Raw genomic sequence first — 23443 nt, forward strand, 5'->3', positions numbered from 1 at the left:
AAAGGCAAATCCCATGAGCGCGATCGACTGGCGTCAAGCCGCCTCAAATCTCAATCTCCGCAAGAAGGCATTCATTGGCGGAAAATTCGTCGACGCGGTGTCGGGTGGGGTGTTCGACGCGATCAATCCCGCCAATGGAACAACGCTTGCCCAAATAGCGTCGTGCGACGCGGCGGATGTCGACCTGGCGGTACGCTCCGCGCGCCAGGCTTTCGACTCTGGGTCCTGGTCGCGACGCTCGCCGAGCGAACGCAAGAAAGTGCTGCAGCGGTTCGCCGATCTGATGCATCAGCACGGTGATGAACTGGCCTTGCTCGAGACCTTGAACATGGGCAAGCCGATCTCAGACGCACGGTCCATCGACGTCCCGGCATCGGCCAATACGATCGCCTGGTATGCCGAGGCGATCGACAAGATCTACGACGAGATTGCTCCTACCGGCAGCGGTGCTCTAGGTATGATTACGCGTGAGCCTGTCGGCGTCGTGGCGGCGGTCGTTCCATGGAACTTTCCTTTGCTGATGGCATGCTGGAAACTCGGGCCAGCGCTCGCGGCAGGCAACTCAGTCATTCTCAAGCCGGCAGAGCAGTCGCCGATTTCCGCGATCAGGCTCGCGGAGCTCGCGGCTGAGGCCGGCATTCCCGATGGCGTGTTCAACGTGGTCACCGGCCTTGGCGAGACCGCGGGTAAGGCGCTTGGCCTGCACATGGATGTCGACGCGGTGACGTTCACTGGCTCGACTGAAGTCGGCAAGCTCTTCATGAGCTATTCTGCCCAGTCGAACATGAAACGCGTGGCGCTCGAATGCGGCGGCAAAACTCCACATATCGTGATGGCCGATTGTGGCAACCTGGACGAAGCCGCGACAGCGGCGGCCTACGGCATTTTCTTCAACCAGGGTGAAGTCTGTAACGCCGGTTCGCGCCTGCTGGTCGATGCCAAGATCAAGGACGTGTTTCTCGAGAAGGTGATTGCTGTCGGGAAAACGCTTACGGTTGGCGATCCCCTCGATGCAGCCACGAAGCTAGGCGCCATGGTCAGCCAGGTTCAAATGGATCGTGTGCTCGACTACATCGATATCGGCTCCAAGGAAGGGGCCGAGCTCAAGTCCGGCGGCAAGCGTGTGCTCAGCGAGACCGGCGGCTACTACATCGAGCCGACCGTCTTCGACAATGTCAGCAACAAGATGCGGATTGCACAGGAGGAGATCTTCGGCCCCGTCCTCGCCACCATCTCCTTTTCCGGGGCGGAGGAGGCGGTCGCGCTCGCCAACGACACCATCTACGGCCTCGCCGCCGCGGTATGGACCGACAACATCGACGTCGCGCTGTCCACCGCTCGCCGGCTGAGAGCGGGCTCTGTCTGGGTCAACAACTTCGATGAGAGCAACATTACAATGCCCTTTGGCGGTTACAAGCAGTCGGGCTTCGGACGGGACAAATCGCTGCATGCGATCGACAAATACACCGAGCTCAAGGCAACCTGGATCAAGATCCGCGCCTAGCTATCGTCCTGGCTTCATCCACCGACCAAGCACGCCCTTCCTCGTTCTTTGAGGCGAGGGCACAGAAAGAGCCATGCATGCGCGATCCACGCTTCGATATCCTGTTCCAGCCGGTGCGGATCGGACCTGTTGTCGCCCGCAATCGATTCTACCAGGCACCTCACTGCAACGGCATGGGCAATCTGCGACCGCAAGCCCATGCCGCGATGCGCGGTATCAAGGCCGAGGGCGGATGGGCGGTGGTCAACACCGAGCATTGTTCGGTTCATCCCTCTGGCGACCTGATGCCGGAGGTTCTGCAGATGCTGTGGGATGACGGCGATATTCCACCGCTCGCATTGATGGTCGAAGCAGTCCACGAGCACGGCTCGCTCGCCGGCGTGCAACTCGCCTATCCCGCCTACTACAACGCCAATCGCATGACCCGCGAAGTGCCGCTCGGCCCTATGGACCGACCCGTCAGCGGACACCATCCGGTCCAGGTTCGCGCCATGGACAAGTCCGACATCAAGGCACTGCTGGGCTGGTGGAAGGCGGCGGCGCAGCGTGCGCGCAAGGCCGGCTTCGACATCCTCAATGTCGACGGCAATTTTTCCACCATCGCCTTCCAATTCATTTCGCCCCGAAATCAGCGCGCCGACGAATATGGCGGCTCGCTGAAAAACCGGGTTCGCCTTCTGAAGGAATTGATCGAGGCGACGCGAGAGGGTGGCGGCGATGCCTGCGCGGTTAGTGTACGTCTGATCATCGATGAACTGTTTGGCCCCGAAGGACTTCGCGCTGCGGACGAAGGGATAGAGGCCATCGGCTTGCTCGCCGAACTGCCGGATCTTTGGGATCTCGTGGTCGGAACCTGGGCCGACGATTCGCCGACCTCCCGCTTCGCATCGGAGAACGACCACGAGCCGTTCATGACCGGGATCAAAGGCGTCACCACCAAGCCGGTCGTCGGTGTCGGGCGCTTCACTTCGCCGGACACGATGGCAAGTCTGATCCGCCGCGGCGTGCTTGACATGATTGGCGCCGCGCGCCCGTCGATCGCGGATCCCTTCCTGCCGAAGAAGATCGAGGAGGGGCGCTACGAAGATATCCGCGAATGCATTGGTTGCAACATCTGCGTGTCGAGCCACTTTGCCATGACGAACCTGCGCTGCACCCAAAACCCGACCATGGGCGAGGAATGGCGTCGCGGCTGGCATCCCGAGCGAATTCCCACCAGATCAAGCGATGCGAGCGTCCTCGTGGTCGGTGGCGGGCCGGCGGGGCTCGAATGCGCCCGGGCTCTCGGTCAGCGCGGCTACCAGGTGACCTTGGCGGAGCGGCAGAGCCGTCTCGGTGGTCGCGTAACGCGTGAGGGCGAGCTGCCGGGCCTGCGCGAATGGCTGAGGGTCCGCGACTGGCGCGTCACGCAGATCGACAAGCTCCCGAATATCGGGGTCTATCTCGAAAGCGATCTCGGATTGGCCGACGTTCTCGAGTTTGACGCCGATGAAGTCGTGCTGGCGACTGGATCGCAATGGCGCGCCGATGGAGTGGGGCGCGCCGCGTTCAAGCCGCTTCCATTGTCGGCCAGCGTGCCCGTGTTCACACCGGACGACATCATGGGCGGCAATATCCCTTCGGGCCGAATTATCGTCTACGACGACGACCACTATTACATGGGCGCCGTGATCGCTGAAAAGTTGGCGCTAATGGGCAAAAATGTGACGCTGGTCACGCCGGCGGCCGACATCTCCTCCTTCACGATCAACACGCTTGAAAACATCCGAACAGCAACGCGGCTATATGAGCGTGGCGTCGGAATGGTTACGCACATGGCGCTTACCGGTACGCATGAAGGCCAGGCCCTCTTCATCGATGCGCGAACAGGCGCAACGAACCACCGAGAGACCGACGCTCTTGTCCTCGTCACAGCGCGGCTACCTCGCAACGAACTGTTTGAGGCGCTGACCGCTCGTCTTGACAAGGGTGACGCAGGTCGCTTGCGCCGCGTCTCGCGCATTGGGGATTGCGAAGCGCCGGCTGCCATTTATGCCGCCGTCTATTCAGGACACCGCTTCGCACAAGAATTCGAAAACGGCGACCCGACGTTGCGTCGCGAGCGGATCAACCTTGCCACTTAGCACCCAAAGAGCGAACTCATGTCAGCACCCGGGACACCAAATTCCGAAAAGCTCTATGCCCGTGCCCGCGAGGTCATGCCTGGCGGGAACACGCGTACGACCGTCTACCGCAAACCGCATCAAATCTATGCCTGGCGCGGCGACGGCTGCCGGATCACCGACATCGATTGCCATGTCCGGATCGACGCATTGGGGAATTTCACCTCTCTGATCCATGGCTATGGCAACCGCCAAATCCTTGAGGCGGCCACACGGCAGCTCGAAGCCGGAACGTGTTTTGGCATGCCCACCGAGAGTGAGATCCGACTGTCGGAGATACTGTGCGATCGTCTGCCGTCCGTCGAGCAGCTTCGTTACACCAATTCCGGCACTGAAGCGGTGATGAACGCGATCAAGGCCGCGCGCGCCTATACCGGCAGACCGAAGATTGCAAAATGCGAGGGCGCCTACCATGGGACCTACGATCCGGCCGAGACAAGCCAGGACGCCAGCCCCGCCACCTGGGGTGATATCGACAGGCCGGGATCCGTGCCGACAGCCAAAGGGACACCCCAGGGCGTGCTCGACGATGTCGTCGTCATTCCCTTCAACAACACGCCTGTAGCCGAGGCAATCCTTCGCGCCAGCGGCAACAGCCTCGCGGCCGTGCTCGTCGATGTCATGCCCAATCGCGCAGGGCTGGTGCCGGCAAAGCCCGAGTATCTGGCGATGCTGCGGCGGGTTACGCGCGAGCTTGGGGCGCTGCTGATCCTCGACGAGGTCATCACCTTTCGCCTTGGCTACAATGGTGCGCAGGGCCGTTTCGACATCGATCCGGATTTCACCACGCTCGGCAAAATTATCGGCGGCGGCTTTGCGATCGGCGCCATCGGCGGCCGTGCGGAGGTGATGTCGGTGTTTGATCCGAGCAAGGGTCCGCCCGCGGTGCCGCATGGCGGCACATTCAGTGCCAATCCCATGTCCATGTCGGCAGGGATAGCCGCTCTGGAGGAGTTGACCCCTGCCGCATTCGAGAAGCTCGAGGCGCTCGGTGATCGCTTCGACCAGGGTATTCGTGCCTGCTTCGCCCGACACGGGATCAAGGGGCAGGTTACCGGACAGGGTTCGCTGCGACGTGTCCATCTGACGGACGCACCGTTGAGCGACTACCGCTCCACATTCGTCGCGGCGGATGGTGCCGCGCGGGTATCGGCCCTCGCCAAGGCGTTGTTCGACGAAGGCGTGATCATTGCAGGCAATGGATTGATGGCGTTCTCCACCGCCATGGAAGATGCGGATATCGACGAGATAATACGGGCATTCGACCGGGCATTGCTGCCTTTCGCATCATGATAGCGGCAGGAAACTCCAGGACAGCCAAGGAGCGGCACATGAAAAGGGCCAGGGTCGACGTGAACAACAAGTGGGGCGCGGCTATCGGTTATTCCCGGGCCGTCCGCGCCGGAAACATCATTATCGTATCGGGCACTGCCGCCTCCGGACCCGATGGCGCGCTTCACCCCGGCGACGCGGAAGGGCAAGCCATCGTGGTTCTGGAGCGCATCGGCGCTGCGTTGCGCGAACTCGACGCCTCGATTGGCGATGTCGTCGAGACACGCATTTTCTTGCGCGACATGAGCGATTGGGAAGCGGTTGGCAGAGCCCACGGCTCCGTCTTCGGTGACATCCGGCCGGCAACGACGATGGTCCAGGCGGGAGCACTCATAGACGATGGTCTTCTCGTCGAGATCGCCGCCACTGCCATCCTCGCAAGCTGAGAGAGAAGCCTCATGTCGAAGGACACCATCATCACTTGCGCCGTGACCGGGAGCCTGACGAGGCCGGAAGACAACGCCAATTTGCCGGTGACGCCGGAACAAATCGCGGCCTCGGCACTCGATGCGGCCGACGCCGGTGCGTCCATCCTGCATCTTCATGTCCGTCATCCCGACGGTCGGCCGTCGATGGAACTCGATCACTACCGCGAACTCGTTCGTCTGATCCGCGCCAAGAATACGGAGGTGATCCTGAATATCACCACCGGACCTGGTGGCCGGTTCCAGCCTGGAGAAGAGGATCCCAAGATCGCTGGGCCCCGGACGAATTTCGTCACGGCCGGACGTCGCGTCGAGCACATTCGCGATCTACGGCCTGACATCTGCACCTTGGATCTCAATACGATGACGTTCGGCAGCGAGGTCGTCATCAACACTCCACCCAACGTCAAGAAGATGGCGGAGATCATCTATGACTGTGGGGTCCGACCCGAGTTCGAGCTTTTCGACAGCGGAGACATCAATCTCCTCAACGACTTTCTCGCAAGCGGCGTGTTTCGCGGCCCTCCGCTCGCAAGTCTTGTGCTTGGCGTAAAATACGGCTTCGCGACCACGCCGGAGACAATGATGTTCGCCCGCAGCATGCTGCCACGCGACGCCATCTGGACAGGCTTCGGCATCGGTCGCGCCGCTTACCCGATGCTGATGCAGTCCTACCTGCTCGGCGGCCACGTGCGGATCGGCATGGAGGACACGATCCGCATGTCGAAGACCGAGCTTGTGAAGAGCAATGCCGAACTCGTCGAGAAAGCGAAATGGCTCCTGGAGAGCCTCGGCGCCACTATCGCCAGCCCAGCTTCAGCGCGATCTCAGCTTGCACTGGAGGCCTAGTGATTGTGAGTGCTTCGATCAAGTTTGCACCACAGCGGATCCAAACATCTCCTTCATAAGCGCGCGCCCATTCGTGCCTTAGCTGGTGAGCCCTCCAAAGCACAAGTATTTCAGCTCCAGATAGTCATCTACGCCGTATTTCGAACCTTCCCGGCCGAACCCTGACTGCTTGATACCCCCAAACGGCGCAACCTCAGTTGAGATCAGCCCGGTGTTGATGCCCACCATACCGTACTCCAAGGCCTCGGCAACGGCCCATACTCGGCCCATGTCCTTGGCGTAGAAATAGGCCGCAAGCCCAAATTCGGTGTCATTTGCCATCTCGATGACGTCTTCGACGGTGTCGAAGCGGAACAAGGGCGCCAACGGTCCGAATGTTTCTTCGCGAGCTACCGCCATTTTGGAGGTTACTTCGGTCAGAACAGTCGGCCAGATGAAATTGCCGCCGAGAGGATGGTCTGGTCCACCCGCCACAATGCTAGCGCCCTGAGAGACGGCATTCTCAATGTGACGCCTGACCTTGGCCACGGCGCGGTCGTCGACAAGCGGGCCGATCTCGGTGCCTTCGGCGAAGCCGTCGCCCACTTTGAAGGCTTTAACCCGACGCGCCAGCTTCTCGGCGAACTCATCGTAGATACCGCTCTGCACATAAAGCCGATTGGCGCAGACGCAGGTCTGCCCGGCATTGCGATATTTCGAAACAACAGCGCCTTCGACCGCAGCATCGACATCGGCATCGTCGAACACGATAAACGGCGCGTTGCCACCCAGTTCCATACTGAGCTTCATCACCTGCGCCGAGGCCTGCGCCATAAGCGTTCGGCCGACTTCAGTGGACCCGGTGAAGGTGAGCTTGCGCACTTTCACGTTTTCGCAAATCTCATCGCCGAAGTCCGAGCTCTTCGTGATCGGGATAACGCTCAACAGCCCTGCCGGCACTCCTGCCCTTTCCGCGAGTACGGCCAAGGCCAAGGCGGAGAGTGGTGTGAGGGCTGCTGGTTTGAAGACAATCGAGCAACCTACCGCCAGCGCCGGAGCGATTTTGCGCGCTACCATCGCCGAGGGAAAATTCCAGGGTGTAACCGCGCCAACCACCCCGACAGGTTGCTTGATGACGACGATCCGCTTGTCACGGGCATGCCCGGGGATTGTGTCGCCATATACGCGCTTGGCCTCTTCGCCAAACCATTCGATATAAGACGCGCCGTAGAGAACTTCGCCCTTGGACTCGGCGAAGGGCTTACCCATCTCGGCGGTCAGGATCGTCGCCAGGTCGTCAAGACTGGCAATGGTCAGGTCATACCAGCGCCGTAGAACGGCGGCGCGCTCCTTGCCGGTGCGAGCCGCCCAGTCCTTTTGCGCGACATAAGCCGCATCGATAGCCTTCGCTATCTCGGCCCGGGTAAAATCGGGCAGCGTGGCCAGCACTTCGTTGGTCGAAGGGTTGGTGATCTCGAAAGTTTTTCCGGACTGGGATTGGTCGAGCCACTCTTTGCCGATCAATCCCGCTTCCCGGATCAGATCCTTGTCCTTGATCTTGCTGAGGACTGTCGCTGACACAGCCATGGTCAGACACCTCCACTGGATTGCGAATGGCCCCTGAGGAGAAGCGCCCGGGCCCGGGCGATGATGGGTGCGTCGATCATCCTGCCGTCGACGAGGCGCGCCGCGCCGTCCTGGGCAGCGTCGAGGACGCGCTGCGCCCAGCGCAGTTGCTCGTCACTCGGCTGGAAAGCTGAGATGACATGCGCGATTTGGGCGGGGTGGATGCAAAGCTTCCCGCCAGCACCGTGATCCAAGGCCTGTCGGCATTCGAAGGTCAGCTTGGCGGTATCCGTCACCTCGAAGGACGGGCCGTCCAACGGTAGGGCCTTGCCGGCGGCCTTGCTCGCCACAGCCAGCCGCATCATGGCATGCGCCTTGAGGGCCTCGGAGGCGGCCACGCCTAGATCCAGGGCGAAGTCGGCGGGCCCGAAGGCCAGTCTCGCGACATGAGAATGACCAGCCAAGGCGGCTGCGGCCTCCAGTCCCCGGGCAGTTTCGACCAGGGCAATGATTTCGACGTCGTCACCCAACGTCTGGACGACCGCATCGACCGTGGCCGGCGATTCTGCCTTCGGCAGGCATATGCGCCGCAGTCCCAATGCCTTGATCGCGGCAATATCCCCATCGTACCAGTTGCCGCCCGCGGCGTTCACACGAACGTAGGTGGGGTTGCGCAGCGTCAGCGCCTGGCGGAGGTTGGACCGGGCACCCTCCTTCGCGGCAGGCACGACCGCATCTTCGAGATCGATGATCACCGCATCGGCGCCGGACCGATCGGCCTTGTCAAACCGTTCCGGTCGATCCGCCGGCACAAACAAGGGCGCGACAGCGGAGCAGAGTTGATTGCCTTGCGGGCTCATACAGCCAGATCCCGGTCGACATCGGCTTCCATGTGGACAACACCGCCGTCGCCTTGTGTCCAGAACCGCCGCCCCTCGGGCGAGGCTGCAATGGTGAGGTTGTGGCCCGCGGTCGCCGGCGCAACACCCCGATAGCGGAAAGTCGCCGGGATCCCTGCCCCATGAGCCGCCGCCAGGTTGAGCAGCAGCGTGGCTTGCAGAGGGCCGTGGACCACCAGGCCCGCATAGCCTTCCGCCTGGGTGGCGTAAGGCAGGTCATAATGGATGCGGTGACCGTTGAACGTGATCGCCGAGTAGCGGAACAGCAGCGTGGATGATGGAACCAAAGCCCACGATCTCCCGACGGGGCGGCTTGGCGCCGGGGCAGCCTTTTCGTGGTCCGACGCAGCGTGCTTCGGCACCGCCGCGGCGGCCTCCCGGTAGACGATATCGTGCCGTTCGCTCAGCACGATACCGCGAGAGGTATGATAGCGATGGTCAACCGCGACGAACCAGAGCTCGCCCGACCTGCCTTGCTTGCGGACAACGTCGCGGATCGTGGAGACCCGGCGGACTTCATCGCCGATCCGGAAGGCGTCGTGCACCTGCAGTTCACCACCCGCCCACATACGGCGCGGCTGGGGCACTGGCGGCAACGACAGGTTCCTAGCCGGATGGCCATCGGCTCCCAACTGGTCCATCGCGGCGATCGCCGGCGACAGGCACCAGTGGATGCCCAATGGGGCATGGCCCGCGGCCGATGGCGCGAGATTGGGTTCGAAAATGGCCCTGAAGCTTTGCACGAGGCGCTCCGAAACGACATCAATGCTCTCGCTCTGACGGCCAATCCATTCTGCGAATAGCTTCTGTTCGGTCGCGTCCACTAGCCTTGCCCGTCAGTAGGAACGTGGCATCCCGAGCACATGCTCGGAGAGGTAGGACAGGATGAGGTTCGTCGAGATCGGCGCAACCTGGTAAAGCCTGGTCTCGCGAAACTTGCGTTCGACGTCATACTCTTCAGCGAACCCGAAGCCGCCATGGGTCTGGATACAGGCGTTCGCGGCTTCATTGGAAGCATCAGCGGCCAGCATCTTGGCCATGTTCGCTTCAGCGCCACAGTCCTGGCCGGCCTCATAGAGCCGCGTGGCTTCGCGGACCATGAGTTCGGCTGCACGCATGTTGGCGTAAGCCCTGGCGATGGGAAACTGGACGCCCTGGTTGGCGCCGATGGCCCGGCCGAAGACGTTGCGGTCGCATGCGTAGGTGGAAGCCTTGTTGATCAGCCACTTGGCATCGCCGACACATTCTGCGGCGATCAGGATCCGCTCGGCATTCATCCCGGAGAGGATATAGCGGAAGCCCTTGCCCTCCTCCCCGACCAGGTTTTCGGCAGGGATCTTCACATTGTCGAAAAAGACCTCGGTCGTGGAATGGTTCATCATCGTCCGGATCGGTCGGATTGAGAGACCCTGCTTGAGTGCTTCCTGCATATCAAGAATGAACACGGATAGGCCGTCAGTGCGCTTTACGACCTGATCCTTCGGGGAGGTTCGGGCGAGCAGCAGCATGAGATCCGAGTATTCGGCCCGACTGGTCCAGATTTTTTGACCGTTGACCACGTAGTGATCGCCGTCCTTGCGCGCGAAGGTACGGATTGAAGTGGTGTCAGTGCCGCTGGTCGGTTCGGTCACACCGAACGCCTGCAGCCTCAATTCTCCGGAGGCGATTTGCGGAAGATAGCGCTGCTTTTGCGATTCATTGCCGTGGCGCAGCACCGTGCCCATGACATACATCTGTGCATGGCAAGCTGCACCATTACATCCGGCCCGTTGAATCTCCTCGAGCACGGCGGCCGCGGCCGAAAGCGTCAAGCCCGACCCGCCATATTCCTCAGGGATCAGCGTCGCAAGGTAGCCGGCCTCGGTCAGCGCGTTGACGAAATCCACGGGGTAGGCGCGGTCGGCATCGAGCTTGCGCCAGTATTCGCCCGGAAACCGCTCGCAGAGCCGACGCACCGCGTCGCGGATGTCCTCGTTATCGTGGTCCTTGAACATCAGGCGCTCCGCGTGGCACGGACCTGGGCACGCGCGTCCCCAGCGGTTTCAAATAAACCCAGCGAGCGCACTGGACGGTTATCGGGGAGGCCAAGGATAGCGCCGATCAGGTCGTCGGCACGGGCTTCCGAAGTGCCGCCGGCGACGAGCTGCGTGCGCGCCTTCTGAGACAGTTCGGCGGCCGTCACCGGGTTATCGGGATCACCCTTGGCGTCGTGTCGGGCGGCGGAAAGACGTCTGCCGGAAGCCGTCTCGACAATCACCTCGGCGCCCCACGACTCCGGATAGGCGGCATCGATCGTCGGCGCCAGCTCGACCTCGATCTTTTTGCGTTCACCGATCATCCGTTGCCGTGCATCAGCATCAAAGCTGGCCTGGTCGACGCGGCCATCCGCAAGCGCTATCGCCACCGTGTGCTGCAGCGAGAATTTGGCGCTATAAGGGTCCTCTGGAGTGGGCCTGTCACACACGTCGAGGGCAGCCCGGTAAGCCCCGACATGAACCCTTGCGATGGCTTCCCCACCGATCTCGTTGTGCAAGGCGATCGCGCCGTCGATCGCCGGGTGGGTGTGCCTGCAGCACGGCCATGGCTTGATCGAGGTGTTGATCAGTTGCCAGGGCCGCTCAGGCCCGGCCATGACGGCCTCTGGAACTGGGTCCAGACACAGACCGGCGTAGAAGCCTTTCTCGCCCTCCAGGATGTTCTCCGCGCCCGTGAATCCTTCCTTGGCCAGGAACGACGCGAGGACCCCTGATTCCGCAGCCCTGGCGGTATGGAGATGCTTGCTCATGGCGCCTTCGGCAAGGAACTCCCAAAGACCCGATGACTGGGTACCCGCATTTCCAAGCGCCCATACGGTCCTGGTGTCATCGAGCCCGAGTAGCTCCGCAACCGCAAACGCCGCACCGAACGGCCCGCAGGTCGAGGTGTTGTGCCAGACCCGGTAATGCTGCTTGCCGACGGACATGCCGACCCGGCAACAGGCCTCGTATCCCGCGAGAACCGCGCGGAGAAACGCTTCACCGCCAAGATCGTGGTCGTGGGCCACTGCCCAGGCCGCCGGAATAACGACGCTGCCCGGATGGGTCACCGAGTCCCGGTGGAGGTCATCCATCTCCAGAATATGAGACAAGCCGCCCAGGTAGAACGCCTTGCGGGCGGTATCCGCTTGCGCCAGCGGGGCGACCGCCTTCAACATGCGGGCGGGCTCGGTTGGCAACGCGCCAAGGGCGCAGGCGAGCGTATCCAGGACGAACAGTGACACCCATTCGAGGTCGCGGTCGGTCACCGGCTTTTCACGGATCAAGCGGGTCAGGTCACGGGTCAAGCTCATAGCGCTGCACTTCCTATCCTTTTGGGACCCACCGTAGCCGGAGAACCGAACTCCTGCCGCAAAGCCACGTCGTGTTCACCGAGCGAAGGCACCCGGCCAAGCACGGGACGCTTGCCATTGACTGTGACCGGCGGCGCAAACAGCTCGACCTGACCAACTGTGGTCTCCACCACGACTTTGGTGGCACTGCGATGCACCGCCAGATCCGCCATGGTCGACACACGGCCATAGGCAATTCTGACATGGTCGAGCAGTTCGCATAATGCTGACATGGTGTAGGTCGCCAGGATCGCCTGCACGCGTGCGTCAAGCGGCTCGCGGTTTTTGATGCGGAGCACATTGCGTTCGAACCTTGGGTCCGTTGCCACCGACGACTGGTGCAGGACACTGTCGCAGAAGACGACCCATTCCCGTTCGTTCTGGACGGCGATCAGGATTTCCCCGTCGCTTACCTGAAACAGCCCGTAGGGCGCGATCGAGGGGTGGGCGAGGCCGAGCCGTCGCGGCTCCTTACCGCCGTAGTGGCGCGCCAGATATGGAACGTTCATGTATTCGGCAAGGGTGTCGAAAAGGGAAACCTGGAGGTGAGCCCCTTCACCGGTTCGAGCCCGCATGATCAGGGCTTCAAGGATAGCGGCATAGGCCCCCTGTCCCGTGGCGATATCGGAGATCGATATCCCGACGCGAGTCGGGCCTGACGTTGCGGACCCAGTGACCCCCGCCAAGCCCGCTTCCGCTTGGATCAGCAGATCGTAGGCTTTCCGCTCGTGGTCGGGCGTTCCGGGTGCGTAGCCACCGATGTCACAGACGATCAGCCTGGGGAACCGTCGCCTGAGGTCGGCGCTGCCGATGCCCAGCCTGTCGGTCGCGCCAGGCGCAAGGTTCTGGACGAACACGTCGGCCGTGGCGAGCATGGATTCGACCAGCGCCAGATCATCCGGCTGCTTCAGATCGACGGTGCAGGATTGCTTGCCGCGGTTGTTCCAGATGAAGTAGCTGGAGAGGCCGTGTACATAGTCGTCATAGCCGCGAGCGAAGTCGCCCTCGGAGCGCTCGAGCTTGATGACCCGCGCGCCCGCGTCGGCCAGACGGGACGTCGCCAAAGGCGCGGCCACGGCTTGCTCCAGCGAGATGACGGTGGTTCCTTCCAGCGCGCCTGGCATGGCTCGCTCCCTATGCTGCTTTTCCGATACCATCGCACCGGAAGGGGTCCTTTCGTCAAATAGCGTTTTGTAATGGGAGGTATAGCGAAACGGAACAGTCGGCCACCCGCCTGCAGCACCCTAGCCGAAGAGGTTGGGTCGCTGGTTTTCGTTGGATAGCTCGGCGCTCCACACTTGGTCCTTGACCAGCTGGCGAAGGATCTCCCACGATAGCTGCCCGACGGCGCGGGGCGCTGTCTGCAACGGCCGTTCGGTCGAGTAAGCCAAGTACACTTTCCGTGTAATTGGCGGGTTTTGGAAACTCCACGCCCGAAACAGGCCAGCCTGCGCCTCAGCGTTGATCGCCATCCGCGGTAGGATCCCGTAACCGATCCCACGTGTCACCAATCTCTTGATTTGGGTGTATGAGTCGATTTCGATCGCCGGGTTGATGGCGACTTGGACTGACGTTGCCACAGCTTCGATCAGTTCTCGCAGCCCGTGGCCTGGGCCCGGCACAACGAGGGGCAATCCGGCAACGTCGCGAAGCTCCACAGAAGTGCCCTGCAAATCGGCCTGGCCCGGCATCGACATGCTGGCAAAGAGACAGATTTCCTCGGACAAGCCGTGATGTACCGCGAGCCCACGGGGATCCGAGGTTGCGTAAATCATTGCGAGGTCAACCTCCCCGCGCTTCAACCATTCCAGAATGTAGCCGCTCATCGCCTCAACGACGCGGATGCGCACCTCGGGGAACCGCTCGCGGGCGGCCTCGATCAGCGGCGCCGCGAGGAGCTCGCTCACTGTACCCGGTAGGCCGAAGCGCACTTCGCCGCGAGGGGCTATGGCGGCGCCCCTGACACTGTCGTTTATTTCGGCAAACTCGGCAAGAATGCGCTTGGCATGCACCATCAGCCGCGTGCCCGCTTCGGTCGCACTGACGCCATGCGGTCCGCGATGCAGGAGAGCGAGGCCAAGTTCCTCTTCCATGTGCCTGACATGCTGGCTCAACGCGGGCTGGGCCACATGAAGCTGCGTCGCGGCTTTCGAGAACGAGCCGCTCTCGACGACCTTGGAAAAGTATTTAAGCTGCCGAAGGTCCAAAACGGCTCCCTCACTCCACGCAGGGCTACCGTATAACATTTCGTTATTGAGGCAACGACAAAAACCGGCGGTCCGTCTATCCCTGTCGCGATAAGACCGCGTCGGCGCTGCCTATGGATCTCTTGATCCGCCCCGCCAGCCGACGGACTTCGTCAATCAAGGCGGTGAGCACCACGTGCCTGGGACTGCCTCCCTGGGGCCGCACTACCACAATAGTTCGGGCCATGGCGCGGTCGGCTATCGCATAAGCGCTCAGCACGTGCCCGGCCACTTCGCGCGTCACGCTCGAGTGCGGCAGAATGGTTGCGTACTGGGTGGTTTTGTCCGCGACGACAGCTTTTACGGCGCTGAGCGAGTCGAGTTCGAGTTCCGGCTGCAGCGTGATGCCCCCCTCGAGGTAGACCCGATCGATGATCCGCCGCAATTCATGGATTTCGCTCGGCAATATCAACTTTAACCGGCTGATGTCTCCCAACCGGCGCGGCGCGTCGACCTGGGCGCGGGCATAAGAGGTTACCAGCACGAGGCGCTCGGCGAACAGATCGAGGATGTCGAGCTGATCCGGCGCACTGGGCCGATAGGTGAGCGCAGCGTCGAGCCGGCCGCCGCGCATGAGACTGGCAAGGTCGCCGCTGTAGGCCTCGACAACATTCAGCGTCACACCCTGATACTGGGCTTCAACAAAATTGCGGATGTCCTCCAGAAACAGCGGCACTATCGTCGGGCATATGCCGAGTGAGATTTCGCCTTTGAGCTTATCCGAGCGCTGGCGCACCTCACGGACCGCATCATCGAGCCCATCGATGTGGAGGCGCGACTGGCCCAGGAGGAACCGTCCTTCGGCCGTGGGCTCGGCACCGCGCCCACTTCGGTTAATCAACGAGATACCGACTTCCTTTTCGAGCAGCTTGATTTGTCGCGTCAGGGACGGCTGGGCGACCCCTATGGATTGGGACGCACGGGAGAAGCCGCCGTGCTCGCAAACCGCGATGAAATAGCGCAGACGCCTGAGGTCGATGCCTTCCATGCCCTGCCCCAGTTACCGGCCGGTCACGCGGTCGAGGAGCCGTGCGATCCACGGGGTCGTAACTGGCTCAAACAATGGGTTCACATCCGGCACGAGGACGATCCTGTGGCGAGGACGTTCATCGATAACGGACAGGTGTCCCTGATAGGCCAGCCACCACACGATGACTACGCCGACAAACCAGAACAGGACCTGCCAGATCAGCAGCGAAGGCACTCCAGGCGCCACCACCGCGCCAGCAAAAATCGGCTCGCTGAAAAATGTGTTGCCGAGGATTGCACCGGGGCCGAGCGCGAAAAACGCCCACAGAAGCGTGAGGGTCCATTTGGCCGTTATGGCCGCCTGGCTACCGTTACGCGCCGGCTGGCTCTCCTCGAAAGCGTCGTGGAGGCGATCTCGGCGATCCCGCTCGGCGCCGCTGCGAGTAAACAGGGACACAAGGAGGCACGCCGAGAAATTGGTCACAAGTCCCCATCCCGCCGAATGCACCGACAAGGGCCAGCGACCCCACGGCAGGTCGACGAAGAGCCGCTCGAACAGCACCAGCCCAAAGCTCTCGGTGAACACCACGCAAAGGCTTCCGACAATCAACCCGGCCAGAACACCGCTGCGGCTGATCCAACGCACCCAGCACAAGCCGAGCACCGCAGGCAGCAGTTGCATGGACAGGCTGAGCGTGAGGGATGAAAAGATTGTCGCGCTCAAGGGCGCATAGCTCGCGACGGCGGCGACAGCTCCGTATACGAGCGCCAAGGTTACGCGCGTGGCAAACCGCGCCGAACGCTGGTCCATCCCCGGGATGATGTAGCGTGACGTCAGCTCGATGGTGCACACCGATGCACCGGATCCGGCAAAGAACGCGACGGCGATCTGGCCCGACGCGACGAGAAGGACTGTAAAGCCCACCGCCACCATCGGATCGAGCGTTGCCAGTCGTGTCGTGAAGGCTGTCAGCGAGCCACTGGCCGCAATCTCCGCGGCCAGAACCGGCCCGATCAGTATCAGGGCGCCAGCCGCGAGGCCCGCGATCATCCAGACCTGGCTAAATGCAAGGCCCCGGCGCGGCGCACTTGTCACGCCCAGAAAGCTGAAGCCGGGACTGATCGCGATGCCGCCCAGCGACAGGGCGAACGTCAGTCCCGCGAAGGTGGTCCAGAGCCCCCCGGCCGGCAGTTCCTTGCCAATGCCGGCGCTAAACTGGATCACGCCCGGGATCTTGTCCGGCAGCACACCGCTGGCTGTACCAATCCCGTTGGCGGCAAATGCCAATTTGTCGAGCGTAAAGCCCGTGAAACCGCCAAAAAAGATCATGAGGGCCAGGACCAACAGGGACTGGGCCGCGACAAGATAGGCAATCCCGCGCCAGCCTCCGATCACGCTGCAGAGGAACAGGACGAACGCGATCGACCAGATTGCGAGACCGGCCGGAACGTCGTTGACGGTCGCGGCGCTCACCAGCGCACCTACTTGAGAAAGACACATCGCCGCAAAGGGGATACTGAACAGGAACAGCACGAACAGCATGTAGATGCGAAGGGTCGTGCTACCGAAGTAATCGCCAAGCAGGTCACCAAGCGTGCGGAGCGAAGTCAGCCGGGCGGCAAGCCAGACCCGTTTCTGCGTGATGGCAGCGCAAAGGGCGACACAGATGAGGCCGACTGCGACCTGATTGTATTGAAGGCCGAACGTGGAGAGCAAAAGCAGATGATCGGGAAGGTTGAGGCTGGCCAAAGTGATGCCGGCGCCGGCGAAGATGATGACCCACGGTGGCAATGCCAGGCCCGCGTCGACGAAATCAGCGGGTTGCTGTGTATGACGGCCGCTGATGGTCGCGAGGTAGAGGCCCAGGACCGCAACAATGCCGAGCACCGAAACCAATAGCGGGGTCATCTATGGTCTCCCGGCGAGCGTTTTGAATCTCGGTCATCCGAGCGGAAGTCCCGGATAACGTCGAACGCTTCGAAGGCCTGCCGTGCCCCATACCGGGTGATCAGGTAGAAAACGACCACGGCCCCCGTTGTGATAAAACCGATGCTCAGCGGCAAGAAGTTGTGCGCGGCAAACGACGCGCTGACCAGCGACAAAACAACGAACAGCACAAGCGCGAGTCCGTAGATGACCAGGCCAAGTCCTAGTTCTCGGGGCGAGAAACCCGTCCCGTAGACCACATTGACGATCACGTGAGCGACAAAGCCCGCCAGAATGGCCGCGAACCCGGCAAGGATATAGGGTGATCCGCCCCGGCCAAATCCATACTCAAACAGGATCGCGGCGGGCATGGCCGCCGCCAACCAGCAGGCCATGACCAAGGCGTGGCGGTCCAGCGCTTCGTTTTTGCCGAGCGGGGTCATCGGTTGATCTCGCTAGTTTCGTACGCGCTCAGTCGTCTTTGTCCTTCGGCGCATCCGGACCCTGGAAGTTGCGGAACGACATGCCGCCGGCGCTTCCGAGGTTTTCGATCGGCAGTCCGAGGTCCTTCATGAGACCGTCCACGAATGCGACCTGGGTGCGATACTTCATTGCGGAATTCACGACGCGATCCGTCATGTTGCCGCCGCCCGAGCCGCCATCGCCGCCGGCCCTCTCGGAAGGACTGTTGATGCCGGGCAGGCCATCGACCTGGAGGATCTTGATCGATTCGATGTTTTCCATCGGCTTGACCGTCTCGCGGATGATGCTGGGCAGATTGCTGACGAGGTTCTCGTAGATGGCACTGCGTCTGCTGGCATCCGAACGGGTGTTTTCGGACTCGTTGAGCATGCGCTGCCCGGCGGCGTCCTTGGTATAGCGAACCTCGGCCGCATTGGACTCGGCGATCTCGGCCAGCGCCCTCAGTTCCGTCGCCTCCTTCTCGGCCTTTGCCGAAGAAACGACGCGTTGGGCGTCACGCTCTACCCTGGACGAGGACTGAATGAGCTCGATCCGCTTGATACGTTCGGCCACCTCTTCTTCGCGTGCGCTGTTGACCTGCTCTTCCTGTTCAACCTGCTTTTTCAGAGCTTCCGCGGCCTCGGTCTTGGCGTAGGCTTCCTCGATCGACTTGTTGATCACCGCGATCAGGCGCTCCTTGTCGACGATTTCGACTTCCTTCTGCTGCTCGATCTCAAACTTATCGACAAACTTCCGCGCCGCGATGCGCAACTCGTCGATCTGGCGGTTGGCGGCGATCGACGCGTCCTGGATCTCGTGAAACGCCTTGGTTTCGGCGAGCTTGATCTTCTGGTTATTCTCGATCTCGAGCTGCACGATTTCCTCGTCGACCCTCAAGCGTTCGACATCGACATCGTAACGTTTCTTCAGGCGCGCCTTTTCCTGGTCGGCCTCAGCAAGTTCGTTGCTGATGCGAACCTCTTTCGACTTCGCCACGGCCAGCAATTCAAGGGTTCTATCGGTTTCAATACGTTGCGACTCGGTAATCCGCAGGTTCTCCAGTTTGGCCTGATCGATCTCGGCCGATGACGTGGTCTCGATGATCGACAGCTCCTGGCGCGAGCGGATTTCAGACTCCTTCACATGTTGCTCGTTATCAATTCGCTCTGCCTCGATTTCCCGGCGGTTCTGGATCCTCTGCATCTCGAGCTCGCGACGCGACATGATCTCGGTCATTTCAGTCTCTTGCTGCTTCTTGATCTCCAGCGACCGCACCTCAGACTGAGTGTTGATCCGTTCGGAATCGATGAGCCGGTCCTTGGCGATACGAATCCGCTCACCGTCTTGTTCGGTGCGGATCCTGGCGTTCTGAATACTGATTGTGGAGCTTGATCTCTCGGCCTCAATCTCGGCCAGTTGGGAGGCTTTGCGGATTTCGATCGCTTGCGTCTGTTCGATGCGAGCGTACTCAAGGTCACGCTCGATCTCCAGAGCCCGCTGCTCGGTCTCGAAATCCTTTAACTTGATGCCGATCCGCGATTCGTTTTCGATGCGGTTGCGAAGCTGGCGGCGCTCCTCGATCTGCTCGGTCAACTGCGTTAGGCCTTCGGCATCGAACGCATTGGAGGGATCAAACACTGAGATATCGGTCTGGTTGAGGTTTGTCAGAGAGGCGTTTTCAAGCTCGAGGCCATTCGACCCCAGGGTTGTCGCCGCCAGGGCGGCCACTTCACTCATGTAGCGGCCGCGGTTGGTGTGGATTTCATCCATGGTCATCGTGGAGGCGATGGCCGACATCGCATCGACGAACCGGCCTTGGACGATCTCCTTTAGCGCGACCGGGTTCTGGGTGCGCTCACCGAGGGTACGGGCCGCAGTCGACACCCCGGCTTCCGTCGGCACCACACGCACGAAGAACTCGGCGATGATGTCAATGCGCATTTTGTTCCTAGTGATCAGAGATTGCTCGCCGAGCCTCCGGATCTCCACCGGGATCGCGTTCATGTTGACGCGCGTGATGTCGTGGACAATCGGGATGATCAGCGCACCGCCGCCCATGACCACCCGCTCCCCGCCGAGGCCGGTGCGGACGAAGGACTGGTCTTTGGACGAGTGTCTGTAGAGCCAGTGCAGCAGATAGACACCGATCGCGATGATGATCGTTACGAGAATAACGACTGCGATCACATCTGAGCCATTCATGGGAAGATCCTCCACTTAACCGCGAGCGCCGAGCACGTTGGCGCGAAGATTGACAGCCTTCAGAAACGCTCCTCGCCGGCGACGGCGAGGACGATCATTGAGACGGCGATGAGATTGATAAGGTCGGCAATGGTGTAGAGCACGATGATGGGTGCCACGTGTCCGGTGCCGATAACGACGTCCACGAAATGCAGGATCGGGTAAATTGCCCAGCCGATCGTCATGATCAGCCTGATCCAGAAATAGCCGAGCCGGATCGGCCGCGTCGACTTGCTGATAGCATCCGCCATGGCGCCGAAATACAATTCGCCAAGGATATAGAGCCAGAAGGCGATCGACAGCAGCACGCCGAGGGTCGGATTGAAGATCCGCGCGTCACCGAGGTAGCGGGCCAGCACCATCAGGATTGCCGCGGCCAGTGTCCGCCAGAACACGCCCACGGGCACTTTCCCTGCGATGCTCGCAAAGAAAAACACCGATGCGACCTGCATCGGCTGGACCACGAACCACGCGACGTAGCGTGAGGCGGCGCTGAGCTGCTGGCCCCCCAGCCAGATGTTGGAGGCGGCATAGTATTCAAGGCCCGACGCCAGGAGTGCAACGGCTGACAGCGCCAGCGGAACCCGCCAGCGCTCGGACGTCCATGTCAGGCCCAGCATTGCCAGGGCAGCTGTGGCAAACATGGCAAGGGTTGCAACGCTGAGCGCGGTGCTGACCACGGCGCTGGACTGAAAGAGTGTTCCAAACATGGGCTTTCCCTAGACCTGGGCTCTGATGTGAGGGGCGCGGCCGTAGAGCGCGACCATCGGCAGAATCAGAAGACCGAAAATGAATTGTTGCCATTCGTATTTGAGCCCGATGCCAATCAGGAAGGCGCTCAGGACTTGCAGGACGAGTACCCCGATCACGGTGTAGCCATAGCCGCCATATCCGCCCATGAGCGACGTCCCGCCGATCACGACTGCGGCGAGGGTTGTGAAAAGATACTGGTCCCCGACCCCGATGAAGCCACCCCCGCTCCAACCGAGCAGGAGCGCCCCGGTCAACGCCGCGGAGAAGCCGCTGATGGTGTAGGCGAGTGTCCAGTATTTGAACTCGGAGACGCCGATCAACTTGGCCGAGCGGCGATTGCCGCCAAGGGCGTAGATGTAGCGGCCGAAGGCGGAATAACGCAGGCCAACGATGACGATGACCGCGATGACAATCCACAACAGGATCGTTGGCGGGACAGCCAGACCGAAGGTACGACCGTTCATGGCGGCGAGATTTTGCAGCCATTTCGGAACGGTCCCAAAGACGTTGCCGCCAAAGGATGATCCAATGCTGGTCAGGATCTGGACAAGCCCAGCGATTGCAAATCCCATTCCGAGGGTGAGGATCAACGCCTGGCCTTGCAGGCGGTACGACAGAACGCCGTTCAAGAAACCCAGGGCGCCGCCTATGACCAGCACGAACACCACCGCGAGCCAAGGCGGTACGCCAAGACTGATCAGGAACAAAAGCCCAATGTTGGACGCGCCGATCACAAACGGGATCGAGAGGTCCAAGCCGCCGAGCAACGCCACCAGCGTTTGCCCGACGCAGGCAATGCCCAGGAACGCTGCAAACAGCAGAATTGCCTTGATGTTGGCGGCGGAGAGGAACCCGTTGATCGTAAAGGAGCTGATCACAATCAGCGCCAGCAGCACGATCAGTCCAATAAAGGCGCTGCGGCCATGGGCGAAACGGTTACCGACCTTAAACGCAAAGACCAGGATCGCTTCCAGCAGCAGGAAGGCGATCAAGTTGCCAAGGGATCTGAAGGACGGGACCGTGGCCGTGATCAGCAGATACACGATCAACATCACCGCCATGGTGATGATCAGGACCCGGTTGCCGGCCCAGACGCCACTGCCGCCAGCCGGGGCTGCAGTGTCGGTTTCAAGGGACGAAGATCGGGACTCGAAGATGACGGCGACGTAGTTGATCAGCCAAAAGAGCACGGCGGCGAGAACGATGGTGTAGAGGATGACGATCTGGGCGCTGAGCCCCTGCCAAAACCCTAGGCCGAAGCTGATTGCGGCAACCACAAACGTGACGGCGAGGTTAAGCCATACCAGGGCACGCGATCGCGGAATGAAGAGGCCGCCACTGCGGCCGTTGTCGCCGAAAGTCTGACTCATGGCCCGATCCCCAAAGATTGTCCTGTCACCAGAATTCCAGCCGCGTGGCTTTGCTCGCCGACGACCAGGAACAGAAGCAGGATGAGTGCCGAGACGAAAACATAGATGAAGGCGCCGAGGCGCACGGAAGCCGCTTCAGCCACGATTACGCGGACCGTGAACGTCAGCAAGGCCAAGATGACGGCGAAGCCGAAGACGATCTTTTGCAGCGGCGTGAGAGCGGGCAGAGCCGGCCCGCTTCCCGACTGTACGGACAGCAGCAGATAGCGAGTCATCACGTCCGGATTGGACTTGAAGGCCTCGCCGGCGACGGCCGCCACGCCATAGGTATCGCGGGTGCTGACGTACAGCATAATCCCGAGGACCACGCAGCCCAGGACCACGAAGGCCGCAAAGGGTGAAATGAAGTGGAGGTATCGCCCGATGATGGGGACCAGCAGGGTCAGCAGGAGTGACAGAACGAGGATCAGCCCGTAGAAAAGCTGCGTCACAAAGGCTTGCGTGGATCCGAAATTAAACGTGGCAAGAACATAGCCGATAAGAAAGAGGTTGAGCGCGCCTAGCAGCCCGCCTGCCACGCCACCGCGTCCACCGGACAGGCTGACCCCGCCCAGCACCAGGGCGGTCACCGCCGTCAGCGTCATAGTGGTGCCCTGTGTCGGATCTCCGGACGAGATCAGCGCGGTGTAGCAGATCGCGCCCAAGCCAACGAAGAGACCGGCGATGATGTGGGCCCCGATCCGCACCACATTGATGCGGACGCCGCTGGTGTAGGCCGCACGCTCATCGTAGCCCATCAGACGCAAGTTCGCGTAGAAAGAGGTCGTGGTGAACAGCAGCCAGGCCGCGACAGCCAGAAGCACGATCAGCAAGATCGGTGAAAAGATCGTGTTGCCGAGGCCCCAGGACGACATCCAGTCCGGTGCGGTGCCGCCTGGTCTTGGGAGGATGACGAGGTTGATGCCGGTCAGGGCCAGAAAGCCACTGAGCGCCACAATGATCGGCTGAACGCGCACGAAAATGATGATGAGGGCGAAAAAGAGTTGATAGAGAACGCCAATCCCCAGGGCGACCAGAATGACGCCAAAGGGACCCGTCACTATGCCAAGGCCGTTGAGCTTGACGATCGTGACGTTGATGAAGGCGAGCAATGGTCCCACCGCAAGGTCGACTGTCCCACGTCCCGCCACAGCCAGAGCCATGAGTGAGAATGTCGCCAAAATCAGGGGCGCCGACACGATGATCGCGCTACCGAACCCCGACAAGGACACTAGGTTCGGCCCCCTGATGACCGCGGTGCTCAAAAGCAGCGCGATCAGCAGGATCGGGACCAACAGGTAGGTGTTCTGAGAACCCCTGGACTGGGACATCAACATTTGTCTTTCGTTGCTA

General features: G+C 61.4%; 19 protein-coding genes. 5 read left to right on the forward strand and 14 right to left on the reverse strand.

Translation table 11 applies throughout. The features are described 5' to 3' along the window. The first annotated feature begins 13 nt into the window (after positions 1–13). The 5 genes from MESS4_RS02340 (at position 14) to MESS4_RS02360 (ending at position 6272) form a co-directional block, all read left to right on the forward strand. A complete protein-coding gene (locus MESS4_RS02340) occupies positions 14–1504 on the forward strand; it encodes an aldehyde dehydrogenase (protein WP_006326015.1) in 1491 nt (496 codons plus the stop codon). A 77-nt stretch (positions 1505–1581) separates the two neighbouring features. Continuing rightward, positions 1582–3627: an FAD-dependent oxidoreductase gene (locus MESS4_RS02345; RefSeq protein ID WP_006326016.1), complete on the forward strand. Its 2046-nt coding sequence runs from the start codon at positions 1582–1584 to the stop codon at positions 3625–3627. A gap of 18 nt (positions 3628–3645) precedes the next feature. Continuing rightward, complete coding sequence (locus tag MESS4_RS02350; protein ID WP_006326017.1) at positions 3646–4959, forward strand: aspartate aminotransferase family protein; 1314 nt, start codon at positions 3646–3648, stop codon at positions 4957–4959. A 38-nt stretch (positions 4960–4997) separates the two neighbouring features. After that, entirely contained in the window at positions 4998–5384 is a 387-nt protein-coding gene (locus MESS4_RS02355) for a RidA family protein (RefSeq protein WP_006326019.1), read from the forward strand. A gap of 12 nt (positions 5385–5396) precedes the next feature. Further along, the gene (locus tag MESS4_RS02360) at positions 5397–6272 is read left to right on the forward strand and encodes a 3-keto-5-aminohexanoate cleavage protein (RefSeq protein ID WP_006326024.1); all 876 of its coding nucleotides are present in this window, start codon (positions 5397–5399) and stop codon (positions 6270–6272) included. A gap of 78 nt (positions 6273–6350) precedes the next feature. Here the strand turns inward: MESS4_RS02360 and MESS4_RS02365 are convergent, their stop codons facing one another. The 14 genes from MESS4_RS02365 to MESS4_RS02430 form a co-directional block, all read right to left on the reverse strand. After that, positions 6351–7838, reverse strand: coding sequence for an NAD-dependent succinate-semialdehyde dehydrogenase (locus tag MESS4_RS02365; protein WP_006326025.1), 1488 nt, complete (start codon positions 7836–7838; stop codon positions 6351–6353). Between the two features lie 2 nt (positions 7839–7840). Beyond that, positions 7841–8677: a CoA ester lyase gene (locus MESS4_RS02370; protein WP_006326026.1), complete on the reverse strand. Its 837-nt coding sequence runs from the start codon at positions 8675–8677 to the stop codon at positions 7841–7843. Then, positions 8674–9540, reverse strand: a complete 867-nt coding sequence (locus MESS4_RS02375) for a MaoC family dehydratase N-terminal domain-containing protein (protein WP_006326027.1) — start codon at positions 9538–9540, stop codon at positions 8674–8676. Before MESS4_RS02375 ends, MESS4_RS02370 begins: the two co-directional genes overlap by 4 nt. 12 nt (positions 9541–9552) lie before the next feature. Continuing rightward, positions 9553–10710 (reverse strand): acyl-CoA dehydrogenase family protein, encoded by a 1158-nt coding sequence (locus MESS4_RS02380; protein ID WP_006326028.1) that lies wholly within the window; start codon positions 10708–10710, stop codon positions 9553–9555. Continuing rightward, a complete protein-coding gene (locus tag MESS4_RS02385; RefSeq protein ID WP_006326030.1) occupies positions 10710–12044 on the reverse strand; it encodes an MmgE/PrpD family protein in 1335 nt (444 codons plus the stop codon). The genes MESS4_RS02380 and MESS4_RS02385 overlap by 1 nt, the downstream gene beginning before the upstream one ends. Next, the gene (locus MESS4_RS02390; protein WP_006326032.1) at positions 12041–13207 is read right to left on the reverse strand and encodes a CaiB/BaiF CoA-transferase family protein; all 1167 of its coding nucleotides are present in this window, start codon (positions 13205–13207) and stop codon (positions 12041–12043) included. The genes MESS4_RS02385 and MESS4_RS02390 overlap by 4 nt, the downstream gene beginning before the upstream one ends. A gap of 120 nt (positions 13208–13327) precedes the next feature. After that, positions 13328–14290: a LysR substrate-binding domain-containing protein gene (locus tag MESS4_RS02395; RefSeq protein ID WP_006326033.1), complete on the reverse strand. Its 963-nt coding sequence runs from the start codon at positions 14288–14290 to the stop codon at positions 13328–13330. Between the two features lie 76 nt (positions 14291–14366). Continuing rightward, positions 14367–15317, reverse strand: a complete 951-nt coding sequence (locus MESS4_RS02400; RefSeq protein ID WP_006326034.1) for a LysR family transcriptional regulator — start codon at positions 15315–15317, stop codon at positions 14367–14369. Positions 15318–15329: 12 nt separating this feature from the next. Next, positions 15330–17207 carry a hypothetical protein gene (locus MESS4_RS02405; protein ID WP_006326035.1) on the reverse strand — a complete coding sequence of 626 codons (1878 nt, stop codon included), beginning with the start codon at positions 17205–17207 and terminating at the stop codon, positions 15330–15332. Then, positions 17204–17668: a hypothetical protein gene (locus tag MESS4_RS02410; RefSeq protein WP_006326036.1), complete on the reverse strand. Its 465-nt coding sequence runs from the start codon at positions 17666–17668 to the stop codon at positions 17204–17206. Before MESS4_RS02410 ends, MESS4_RS02405 begins: the two co-directional genes overlap by 4 nt. Positions 17669–17696: 28 nt before the next feature. Beyond that, positions 17697–19889 carry a flotillin domain-containing protein gene (locus MESS4_RS02415; protein ID WP_006326037.1) on the reverse strand — a complete coding sequence of 731 codons (2193 nt, stop codon included), beginning with the start codon at positions 19887–19889 and terminating at the stop codon, positions 17697–17699. 59 nt (positions 19890–19948) lie between these two features. After that, on the reverse strand, positions 19949–20638 hold the full coding sequence (locus MESS4_RS02420; RefSeq protein ID WP_006326038.1) for a bacteriorhodopsin: 690 nt from the start codon (positions 20636–20638) through the stop codon (positions 19949–19951). 9 nt (positions 20639–20647) lie between these two features. Beyond that, positions 20648–22051 carry an ABC transporter permease gene (locus MESS4_RS02425; RefSeq protein WP_006326039.1) on the reverse strand — a complete coding sequence of 468 codons (1404 nt, stop codon included), beginning with the start codon at positions 22049–22051 and terminating at the stop codon, positions 20648–20650. Then, on the reverse strand, positions 22048–23427 hold the full coding sequence (locus MESS4_RS02430) for an ABC transporter permease (RefSeq protein WP_006326043.1): 1380 nt from the start codon (positions 23425–23427) through the stop codon (positions 22048–22050). Before MESS4_RS02430 ends, MESS4_RS02425 begins: the two co-directional genes overlap by 4 nt. Between the last annotated feature and the right edge of the window lie 16 nt (positions 23428–23443).

The organism is Mesorhizobium sp. STM 4661, from assembly GCF_000359125.1.
Lineage (GTDB): Bacteria > Pseudomonadota > Alphaproteobacteria > Rhizobiales > Rhizobiaceae > Mesorhizobium.